Source organism: Hydrogenivirga sp., assembly GCF_056450045.1.
In genome coordinates this window covers 1-9,735 of sequence record NZ_JBWONM010000128.1, presented here as the reverse complement: position 1 = coordinate 9,735, position 9,735 = coordinate 1, and the positions used below count along the sequence as shown (strand labels likewise).

Here is a 9,735-nt window from a genome sequence, read left to right as displayed (position 1 = left end):
CCTCCGAAGGAGCAACTATGTAATAGGCTGGTATAGCGTACTTAACGTGGGGAAGGGATACATCAACAACATCGCACCCAAGACCCTCAAGCTCCTTTACGAATTTATTAAAGCTCTCCCTGACCTCCTTCTGAACCTCAAACTCAAAGAACTCCTTTGGAAGACCTACCTTGAGCCCCTTTATATCTCTCTTCATCTCTTCGGTGAAGTTCGGGACGGGAACCTTGGCAGAGGTTGAGTCCTTTGGGTCATGCCCGCTTATGACCTCAAGTAGTAGGGCGATGTCCTCTGTCCTTCTCCCAAAGGCTCCTATCTGGTCAAGGGAGGAGGCGAAGGCGACAAGCCCGTACCTTGAGACCCTTCCATAGGTGGGCTTTATACCTATCACACCGCAGAAGCTCGCCGGCTGTCTTATTGAGCCTCCCGTATCTGAACCCAGCGATAGGGGGGAGGATAGAAGGGCGACCGTTGCCGCTGAACCACCAGAGGAGCCACCGGGCACCCTCTCCCTGTCCCAAGGGTTTCTCGTCGGAAAGAAGGCTGAGTGTTCGGTAGAAGAGCCCATGGCAAACTCGTCAAGGTTGGTCTTCCCCACAAAGAGGGCTCCTTCCCTGCGTAACCTCTCTATAACCGTGGCATTGTAGGGGGATACAAAGTTCTCAAGTATCTTTGAACCGCAGGTTGTCCTCTCCCCCTTCATCACTATGTTGTCCTTTATGGCTACCGGCAGACCAAAGAGCCTCCCCGAAGCCTCCCTACTCTCAAGCTCCTTTGCCTCCTTCAGAGCCTTCTCGTAGAGAGGTGTTATGAAAGCCTTTACCTCCTCCTCAGTTTCCTCAAACCTCCTGAGGAAGGACTCGACCACCTCGGAGGGTTTTACCTCTTTCTCTCTGATAAGCTTCAACAGTTCCGTGGCACTCTTTTGCCAAAGCATGGAAAATATTTTATCCCAGATGTATCTTTAAACTTATGGCACTTAAACTTCCCCAACCTCTGCACAGGGGGAGGATGAGCCTGGAGGAGGCTCTCCTGAGGAGGAGGTCTGTAAGGGAGTATCTTCCTGAGCCCCTGACCTTGGAGGAGCTCTCCCAGCTGCTGTGGGCTGCTCAGGGCATCACGGATCCCTACGGCTTTAGGACAGCACCCTCTGCTGGAGCCCTTTACCCCCTTGAACTGTACTTCCACGCCACGAGGGTCCTGGGTCTTGGAACGGGCATTTACAGGTGCGATCCCCACAGGCACGCAATCCTTGAGGTCCGGGCAGGTAACTTTGCCGAGGATATATTCAGGTGCGGTCTCTCTCAGGAACAGATACTGCTCGCACCCCTTATCCTGCTGTTTTTTGCGATACCGGAGAGGACAACGAGAAAGTACGGCAGAAGGGGGATCAGATACGTCTTCAACGAGGTGGGGCACGCCGCCCAGAACGTCTACCTTCAAGCGACCGCCATTGGTCTCGGGACTGTTGTCATAGGAGCTTTCTACGATGAAGATCTGAAGTCAATAGTTGGTGCGAGGACCGGGGAAGAACCCCTTTATATAATGCCCGTTGGGAGGGTAGAATAGAGCCATGTGTGGGATTATAGGTTATACGGGAAAGGAGCCAGCTCTTCCACTGATACTGGGTGGACTTGAGAGGCTTGAGTACAGAGGATACGACTCCGCAGGGGTAGCCCTAATAGAGGATGGAAGGCTGATAGTTGAGAAGAGGGTAGGTAAGATAAGGGAGCTGGTAAGGAGTCTCTGGGGAAAGCCCTACGAGGGGAAAACGGGTATAGGTCATACCCGCTGGGCAACTCACGGGGAACCCTCAACGGAGAACGCCCACCCCCACACCGATGAGAAGGGGGAGTTCGCCGTTGTTCATAACGGGATAATAGAGAACTACCTGGAGCTCAGAAAAGAGCTTGAGAGGGAAGGCGTCAGCTTCAGGTCAAACACGGATACCGAGGTGATAGCCCACCTTATAGCCAAGAACTACAGAGGAGACCTGCTTGAGGCTGTCCTTGATGTAGTCAAGAGGCTCAGGGGTGCCTTCGCCTTTGCCGTCATAACGGTTCACGAGCCCAACAGGATAATCGGAGTGAAGCAGGGAAGTCCCCTCGTAGTCGGAATCTCTGAAGGGGAGAACTTCTTAGCCTCGGATATACCCGCCATACTGCCCTACACGAGAAAGGTTATAACCCTTAGCGATGGGGAGATAGCGGACCTGACCCCCGAAGGGGTTAACATATACGACTTCAACGGCAACCCCGTAACCAAGGATATAACGATAGTTCCCTGGGACATAATCTCAGCGGAGAAGGCTGGATTCAAGCACTTCATGCTCAAGGAGATATACGAACAGCCGAAGGCTGTTGGTGATACCATCAGGGGACTGCTCTCGCCTGCTGAGGAGCTCCCCTTCTCTCTGAAGGAGTTCAGGAGGGTTCTCATAATAGCCTGCGGCACATCCTACCACGCGGGTCTAATAGGAAAGAGCTGGATAGAGAAGTACACGGGAGTTCCCACAGAGGTCGTTTACGCCTCGGAGTTCAGGTATGGAGACTTTCCCGTTGGCGAGGAGGACCTGATAATAGGCATATCCCAGTCGGGTGAGACCATAGACACAAAGTTTGCTATAAACTTTGCCAAGGAGAGGGGTGCGAGAACCCTCGCCGTTGTTAACGTTGTTGGAAGCTCAATAGACAGGGAGGCGGATTACACGCTCCACACCCACGCAGGTCCGGAGATAGGCGTGGCTGCCACCAAGACCTTTACCGCCCAGCTGACCGCCCTATACTTCCTCGCAGCCTCAAACCACGAGGAAAGGGACAGGCTCATAGCTGAGCTGATGAAGATGCCGGCAAGGATAGAGGCTGTCCTTGAGAAGGCTGAAGATGTTGACAGAGTAGCCCAGAAGTACATGAAGAAGAAAGACTTTCTCTATCTGGGAAGATACCTGAGCTATCCGATAGCCCTTGAGGGTGCCCTCAAGCTAAAGGAGATATCCTACATACATGCGGAAGGCTACCCTGCGGGTGAGATGAAGCACGGACCGATAGCCCTGATAGACGAAAACATGCCGGTGGTGGTGGTCTGTCCTCAGGACAGGGTCTATGAGAAGACCCTATCCAACGTTGAGGAGGTCAGGACGAGGAAGGGAATCGTTATCGGTGTAGGCTTTGAAGGCGATGAGAGGCTTGAGAAGATAAGCAGGGAGTTTATAAGCGTTCCTCCCGTTGAGGAGGACTTCACCCCCTTTGTCACTGTGGTTCCACTGCAACTGCTGGCTTACTACATAGCGAGCAGGCTCGGTCTTGACGTTGACCAACCCAGAAATTTGGCAAAGACCGTTACCGTTGAGTGAGCCTACTTCTCCTCGTAGAGGAACTCTAAGAGAGCCTTCTGGGAGTGGAGGCGGTTCTCCGCCTGGGTAAATATGACGTCCGCATACCTCTCAAAGACATCCTCGGTTATCTCCTCCCCCTTCTTAGCCGGGAGGCAGTGCATGACTATCACCTCGGGCTTTGCGTGGGAGAGAAGCTTTTCGTTTACCTGGAAGGCTCTGAGGGCTTCCTTCTTCTCTTCATTCTCGTCTCCCATGCTCATCCACACATCGGTATAGACAACGTCCGCCTCCTTCACAGCCTCGGTGGGGTTGGTCGTCAGATATATACTTCCACCCGTGAAGTTGCACAGATCAAGCCCGGCCTGAAGGTAGTAGCTGTCGGGAGTGTGCTCCTCAGGGGTTGCTACAAAGAGACTGAGCCCAAAGAGTCCCGCTGCAACAAGCCAGGTGTTGCACACGTTGTTTCCGTCTCCCACGTAGGCTATCTTTATCCCCTTTGTCTCTTCCCCAAACCTCTCGTAGAGGGTGAACACATCGCTCAGAATTTGGCAGGGATGGGACTTGTCGGTTAAAGCGTTTATGGTGGGGACGCCAGACCACTGGGCGAACTCCTCAAGCCACACGTGGGAATGGTTCCTCACAATGACTCCATCAACGTACCTTGAGAGGGTTCTGGCTGTATCCCTGACGTCCTCCCCCCTTGATATCTGGAGCTGGCTCTCCTGAAGGAACAAGGAATTTCCACCCATGTCCCTTATCGCGACCTCAAAGGATACGCGCGTCCTCGTGGAGGGCTTTGTGAAGAGAAGAGCGAAATTCTTCCCCTTCAGAACCTCCCTAACTTCCTCTTTCTTCTCCTTTATCTCCTTGGTTCTCCTTACTATCTGCCACCCTTCGTCCGGGTCAAGGTTCCAAAGGTCAATAAAATCTCTCTTCATAGAACTATTATCTTACAGCTTCTTGAGCTTTTCAATAATCCTCTCCCTCTGCCCTTTCTCTCCCTCCTTACCCTCCTCAAGGAGCTTCAGGGCTGATTCGTAATATCTCTTTGCCTCTTCCTTATAGCCCATCTTCAGGAGGACGTCTCCAACGTGTTCGTTTACGACGGGGTCATCGTACGCCTTACTGAGTGCGTCAAGCAGGTACTGAATAGCCCTCTCGTAGTCCCCCTTCATGTAGTAAACCCAACCCATGCTGTCTATGTAGGCTGGATTATCGGGGTCCTTTGAAAGAGCCTTCCTTATCAGCTCCTCCGCCTCTTTGAGCCTTGCCTTCCCATACCAAAGGAGCAGGGAGTAGCCGAGGTGGTTGTAGAGGTCTGGGTCCTTGGGATTGAGCTCAAGAGCCTTCCTCAGGCTTTGTTCCGCCTCAACTATCTTCCCGAGCTGGTCAAGGGCGATAGCCCTCAGGAAGTAGACCCTGTACTCTCTCGGAGCTATGGAGGCTACCTTGTCAAGAACAGAGAGGGCTCCCTCGTAGTCCTTCTTCTCCATAAGGAGATTAGCCTTGAGCATAAGCAATCTTATGTTCGCCGGGTTTAGGGAGAGTCCTTTCTCTATCATCTCCTGTGCTTCTTCAAGCTTTCCAAGGGCTATATAGGTGTTGGTCAGCCTCTCAACTATCTTCTGGTTGTTTGGAACGAGCTTGTGGAGCCTTTCGTATATCTTCAGAGCCTTCTCGGGTTCTCCTGTGAGCTCTAAGGAGAGGGCGTAGGAGTAAGCTACGTTCAGGTCCTCGGGGTGCTGTCTGTACACCCCTGATAGGATCTCCTTTGCACGCTCAAACTCTCCCGACTGAAGCAGTGTGAGGGCGTACTGGTGTTTGTACTGGTAGTTGGTCGGGTCCATCTCGTAGAGCCTTCTGTAGAGCTCTTTAGCTTCCTGGATCCTGCCCGTAGCCATGTAGAGCTGGGCGAGCTTCTCAAGGGCTGAGCGGTTGTTGGGATCTTCCTTGAGTATGCTCTTGTACAGCTTTTCAGCCTCGCTGAACCTTTCGCTCTTTTCGTATATCTTGCCAAGGGTTACGAAGGCTGCTTCAAAGGTTCTTCTTATCTCAAGCGCCTTCTGGAGGTACTCTATAGCCCTGTCAACCTTTCCCTCGCTCAGGTATAGCTGTCCGAGAAGGTAGTAGGGGAAGGGGTTGTTTGGGCTTATCTTTGCAAAGCTTTGAAGGACCCTCTTAGCTTTCTCCATCTGGTTTGTCTTTATGTACTCGTCCGCTAAGAATATGAGGATTTCCTTGCTTTTGGGAAACTTTCTGTAGGCTTCCTCAAGTATGCGTAGGGCTTCTTTCCTATTACCCTCAAGCCTGTATATGCTGTAGAGAGCTACGTAGGGCTCAACCCTTTCGGGGAAGCTCCTCAGGTACTCCTTTGCAAGGGAGAGGGCTTTGTCCGTCTTCTTTAGAGCCATCTCAAGCCTTATGGTGTCCATGTAAAGGGAAGGTGTGGGCTTCTCTTCAATTGCCTGAAGGCAGTAAAGCTCAGCCTCCTTCGGTCTATCGGAGAGATACCTGCACATCACGTAATCGTAGTAGTAGTTGGCAAAGGATAAACAGGTCAGCGTGAGGGAAAGGAGGAGAGCCTTTATCATTCCTCGCCTTCCTTGTATATGAGTATAGGCACCTCTACCTTCTTGAAAACCTCGGAAGAGGTGCTTCCGAGCACTATCCTCTTGAGACCCGATAGACCCCTGCTTCCCATTATCACCATGTCAACGTCGCTGAGCTTCCTTATATGCTGGGTTATCTCCTTGGAGGGGTCCTTCCCGCTGACAAAGCTCGTCTCAACGCTAAAGCCCTCAGAGGCAAAACGCTCTTCAAGCTTCTTTATGTAAACCTTCTTCTCCTCCCTGTACTTCTCGTACAGAGCCTTTCCTATCCTCTCAACTATAGGAATCTCTATAGGCTCATCTATGTGAAGTATCTCAACTTTAACCTTGAAGGGTTTCAGGAAACGGAGGGAAAACTCAACGGTCCTTTCAGCCATCTTGGAAAAGTCGTAGGCTATCACTACCCTGCCGGTAAAGGAGGGCTCGGAACCCTTTATAACGAGAACGGGTTTTTTGCTGTATCTGACGACCTTCTCTGTGGTTGAGCCTATCAGTATCTTCTCAACCAGACCCTTCTTGTGGCTTCCTATGACAACGAGGTCAGGATTTTCCTTCTCCTCCTGCTCAAGGATCAGGTCCCTTGGGTCCCCCACATCAACCACAGCTTTTGTCTTTACAGGCTTTAGGAAGTCCTCAAGCCCTCTGAGCTTTTCCTCAGCCTCCCTTTTTTTACTTTCCTCAATCTCCTGAAGGACCTTAACGTCAATGACATCAACGGCGAGGCTTTCAGGGTAGGGTATGTAGATGGCGGGCGATACCGCATGGAAGAGTATCACCTCACCCCCGTGGGCTTGAGCTATCTTCTTTACGGTGCGAAGCACCGTGTTCGTTATGTCCGAGAAGTCAACGGGAACCAGAATCCTCAAGTTATGCCTCCCTCAGGTACTTGGATACTATCCCTTCAAGGAAGTCCTGCACTTTTCCGTTTGAGGCAACTATGTCCATCTTATTCGCATGCTCTATCACCCTGTAGCTACCCCCTGCTTCCTTTAGTATAACAATTCCTGCGTTTATGTCCCACGGATGAAGCTCAAACTCCATCAGACCCTCAAAGACACCGTCAGCTACGAAGCATAAATCAACCGCCGCTGCACCCGGTCTCCTCATCGCGGCGACCTTATCAAAGACTTCCTTGAATATGTACCAGTATGTGTCAAGCTCCCTTCTGGCTCTGGAGGGAAAGCCGTAGGCTACTACTGAGTATCTGGGCTCCGATGTAGAGCTGACCCTTATGGGCATACCATCCTTGAAGGCTCCCATCCCCTTTCCAGCCCAGTAGAGGGTGTTGAAGGCTGGCAGATAAACCGCACCTGCTATGGGCTCCCCCTCATGGACGAGGGCTATTGAAACGCCGAAGATGGGGAAGCCAGCTATGTAGTTCTTTGTCCCGTCAAGGGGATCTATGTACCACACGAACTCCCCTGAAGGGTTTCCCCCTTCCTCCTCTCCCACTATCCTGTGCCCCGGAAACTTATTTCCGAGAAACTCCCTTATCCTCTGCTCTGAGGTCCTATCAACGTAGCTGACGAAGTCCTTCTCCGCCTTTTCCTCAATGCTTTCGTCCTTTACCTTCCTGAAGTTTTCCTTTAGAACTATGCCACCTATGAGGGCTGCCTCCTTGGCAGCCTGGACGTAATCCCTTGTATCCATGCTCATTCCTTGTCGTCAAGGACCTCAAGACAGGGCAGGGAGTTGCCTTCCAAGAGCTCAAGGAAGGCTCCTCCTCCCGTGGAAACAAAGTCAATGGCGTTGTAAACACCAGCCTTGTGTATGGCGTGGTCCGTATCGCCACCGCCGGCTATCGTCAGTGCAGGCGACTCAGCCACTATCTTTGCGGTCTCAAAGGTTCCGTTCTTGAACCTGTCAAGCTCAAAGACACCCATCGGACCATTCCACACTATAGTCTGGGCGTCGGAGACCACCTCCCTCAGAAGATCAACCGATACGTGCCCTATATCAAGCCCCTTCCAGCCTTCGGGAATCTCCTGCCAGGGGACTATCTTCGTGGGGGTGTTGTCGGACAGCTCCTGTCCTATGACGAAATCAACGGGCAGGTAGAGCTTGACGTCCAGCTTCTTGGCGACCTCAAGTATGTCAAGGGCTGTAGGTATAAGGTCCTCCTCAACGAGCGAGTCTCCAACGCCGTAGCCCATAGCCTTTATAAAGGTGAAAGCCATGGCTCCACCAATGAAGAGCTTGTCCACCCTCTTGAGGAGGTTCTTTATTATCCCGAGCTTCGTTGACACCTTAGCACCACCCAGTATGCCGACAACGGGCCTCTGGGGGTTTATCATAGCCTTCTCAAAGTAGTTGATCTCCTTCTCAAGGAGGAAGCCCATGACCGCCGGCTTGAGCAGTCTTGGAACGAGATATATGGAGGTGTGCTTCCTGTGGCATGTGCCGAAGGCGTCGCTAACGTAAACCTCCCCTAAGGATGCGAGCTCCCTGGCGAAGTTCATATCGCCCTTTGTCTCCTCTTCGTGGAAGCGGAGGTTCTCAAGGAGGAGCACCTCTCCCTCCTTCATCTGGGAGACCATCTCCCTCACCTCTTCTCCCACGCAGTCCGGTGCGAGTTTAACCTCTGTGTTTAGGAGCCTTGAGAGCCTCTTGGCTACCGGTGCAAGGGAGTATCTTGGGTCTCTGCCCTTGGGTCTGTCAAGATGGGACATGAGGATCGTCTTCGCCCGTGCATCCATTAGGTACTCAATTGTAGGTAGGCTCGCCCTTATCCTCGTGTCCTCAACTATGTTTCCCTGCTCATCAAGAGGAACGTTGAAATCAACCCTGACGAGAACCCTCTTACCGCTTACCTCCACATCCCTGAGAGTTTTCTTTCCCGGCATGGCTTTAAATTCTACCATAAGGATATAAGCCAACCCTTATAATACTTGTATGCACATCTATCTGCTTCCCTGGAGCAGGGTTCAATCCCGTATGGATATGGTCAAGAAGGACCTCTCCGAGGTGTGGAGAGAAGGTGTAGGAAACAGATTTCCGGAGCTAAACCCTTTAAGGGAAGCTCTTATAAGGGAGCTCCGTGTGAGCACCAGTCCCCTGGCACCCGCCTTCAGGAGGTACAAGGGAAGGTTCTGGGAGGAGCTGAGCTTCTGGGCGCTCCCCAGAAGGGTTCAGGAGGAGATAGAGAGGGGGGGTGTTATCCCCTCACCACTCATGGGTCTCGTGGGTGTGTCAGACCTGCTCCCAGCCTACGGGCTTGACTGGAGTACAGAATACAGGGAGAAGAGCCTTCGTTCCTTCTGGAGGTCCCATCTTGAGGAGCTTGTCCGCAGGCTCTTTGAGGGAGCTGTTCTGTGGGACTTCCTCTCCACAGAGGACCAGAGCGCTATACCCTTTCCCGAAAACACCCGAAGGGTCGCTTTCACCTACTACAGAGGGGATAAGAGGGTAATAAATACCCTTCCCCACAGGGCGTACACCTTAAGGTACATACTTGAGATGAAGGTGGGTCTGGAAGACCTTGAGAGGATAAACTTCCTTGATTACAAGGTGGAAGAGGTGGAGGAGAGGGGAAGTCTTATCCGAGTGAGGATGAGGAGCGAGGGCAGGTACATATGATATCGGTGGTAGTGCCAGCCTACAACGAGGAGGAAAACATACCCGTACTCTACGAAAGGCTCGTTAAGGTCCTGGACTCTCTTGGGAAGGAGTACGAGATAGTCTTCGTTGATGACGGGAGCTACGACCGAACGCCGGAGATACTCAGAGAGTTGGCTGAGAAGGACAAAAGGGTCAAGGTCGTCAGGTTCAGGAGGAACTACGGGCAGACCGCAGCGA

Annotated in this window: 10 protein-coding genes; 4 read left to right on the top strand and 6 right to left on the bottom strand. The window is 52.1% G+C overall.

The genetic code is table 11. The features are described from left to right. Nucleotides 1–934: amidase family protein (locus AC1HCM_RS05420; RefSeq protein WP_479460750.1), on the bottom strand; the 934-nt coding region annotated here is incomplete at its 3' end. Between the two features lie 74 nt (nt 935–1,008). Between AC1HCM_RS05420 and AC1HCM_RS05415 the strand changes: the two genes are divergently transcribed. Together AC1HCM_RS05415 and glmS are read left to right on the top strand one after the other, a co-directional pair. Then, a complete protein-coding gene (locus AC1HCM_RS05415; protein WP_479460749.1) occupies nt 1,009–1,566 on the top strand; it encodes a SagB/ThcOx family dehydrogenase in 558 nt (185 codons plus the stop codon). Nucleotides 1,567–1,570: 4 nt separating this feature from the next. Further along, a complete protein-coding gene (gene glmS / locus AC1HCM_RS05410; protein WP_479460748.1) occupies nt 1,571–3,349 on the top strand; it encodes a glutamine--fructose-6-phosphate transaminase (isomerizing) in 1,779 nt (592 codons plus the stop codon). A 2-nt stretch (nt 3,350–3,351) separates the two neighbouring features. Here the strand turns inward: glmS and argF are convergent, their stop codons facing one another. From argF to AC1HCM_RS05385, 5 genes are read right to left on the bottom strand one after another with little or no spacing between them, the layout of a single operon-like run. Next, nucleotides 3,352–4,269 carry an ornithine carbamoyltransferase gene (gene argF, locus AC1HCM_RS05405; RefSeq protein ID WP_479460747.1) on the bottom strand — a complete coding sequence of 306 codons (918 nt, stop codon included), beginning with the start codon at nt 4,267–4,269 and terminating at the stop codon, nt 3,352–3,354. 12 nt (nt 4,270–4,281) lie between these two features. Further along, on the bottom strand, nt 4,282–5,922 hold the full coding sequence (locus AC1HCM_RS05400; RefSeq protein WP_479460746.1) for a tetratricopeptide repeat protein: 1,641 nt from the start codon (nt 5,920–5,922) through the stop codon (nt 4,282–4,284). Next, the gene (locus AC1HCM_RS05395) at nt 5,919–6,806 is read right to left on the bottom strand and encodes a universal stress protein (RefSeq protein ID WP_479460745.1); all 888 of its coding nucleotides are present in this window, start codon (nt 6,804–6,806) and stop codon (nt 5,919–5,921) included. The genes AC1HCM_RS05400 and AC1HCM_RS05395 overlap by 4 nt, the downstream gene beginning before the upstream one ends. 1 nt (nt 6,807) lies before the next feature. Further along, nucleotides 6,808–7,590, bottom strand: coding sequence for an inositol monophosphatase family protein (locus AC1HCM_RS05390; protein ID WP_479460744.1), 783 nt, complete (start codon nt 7,588–7,590; stop codon nt 6,808–6,810). Nucleotides 7,591–7,592: 2 nt separating this feature from the next. Then, a complete protein-coding gene (locus AC1HCM_RS05385) occupies nt 7,593–8,783 on the bottom strand; it encodes a phosphoglycerate kinase (protein WP_479460743.1) in 1,191 nt (396 codons plus the stop codon). 49 nt (nt 8,784–8,832) lie between these two features. On the opposite strand from AC1HCM_RS05385, the gene yaaA reads away from it, so the two are divergent. Both yaaA and AC1HCM_RS05375 read left to right on the top strand, forming a co-directional pair. Then, entirely contained in the window at nt 8,833–9,516 is a 684-nt protein-coding gene (gene yaaA, locus AC1HCM_RS05380; RefSeq protein ID WP_479460742.1) for a peroxide stress protein YaaA, read from the top strand. Next, nucleotides 9,513–9,735: glycosyltransferase (locus tag AC1HCM_RS05375; protein ID WP_479460741.1), on the top strand; the 223-nt coding region annotated here is incomplete at its 3' end. The genes yaaA and AC1HCM_RS05375, both read left to right, overlap by 4 nt.

Bases quoted from the DNA above. Each gene is read 5' to 3' on its own strand.
- glmS (WP_479460748.1), top strand. From the start codon at position 1,571: ATGTGTGGGATTATAGGTTATACGGGAAAGGAGCCAGCTCTTCCACTG.
- AC1HCM_RS05390 (WP_479460744.1), bottom strand. From the start codon at position 7,590: ATGGATACAAGGGATTACGTCCAGGCTGCCAAGGAGGCAGCCCTCATA.
- AC1HCM_RS05415 (WP_479460749.1), top strand. From the start codon at position 1,009: ATGAGCCTGGAGGAGGCTCTCCTGAGGAGGAGGTCTGTAAGGGAGTAT.
- argF (WP_479460747.1), bottom strand. From the start codon at position 4,269: ATGAAGAGAGATTTTATTGACCTTTGGAACCTTGACCCGGACGAAGGG.
- AC1HCM_RS05400 (WP_479460746.1), bottom strand. From the start codon at position 5,922: ATGATAAAGGCTCTCCTCCTTTCCCTCACGCTGACCTGTTTATCCTTT.
- AC1HCM_RS05385 (WP_479460743.1), bottom strand. From the start codon at position 8,783: ATGCCGGGAAAGAAAACTCTCAGGGATGTGGAGGTAAGCGGTAAGAGG.
- yaaA (WP_479460742.1), top strand. From the start codon at position 8,833: ATGCACATCTATCTGCTTCCCTGGAGCAGGGTTCAATCCCGTATGGAT.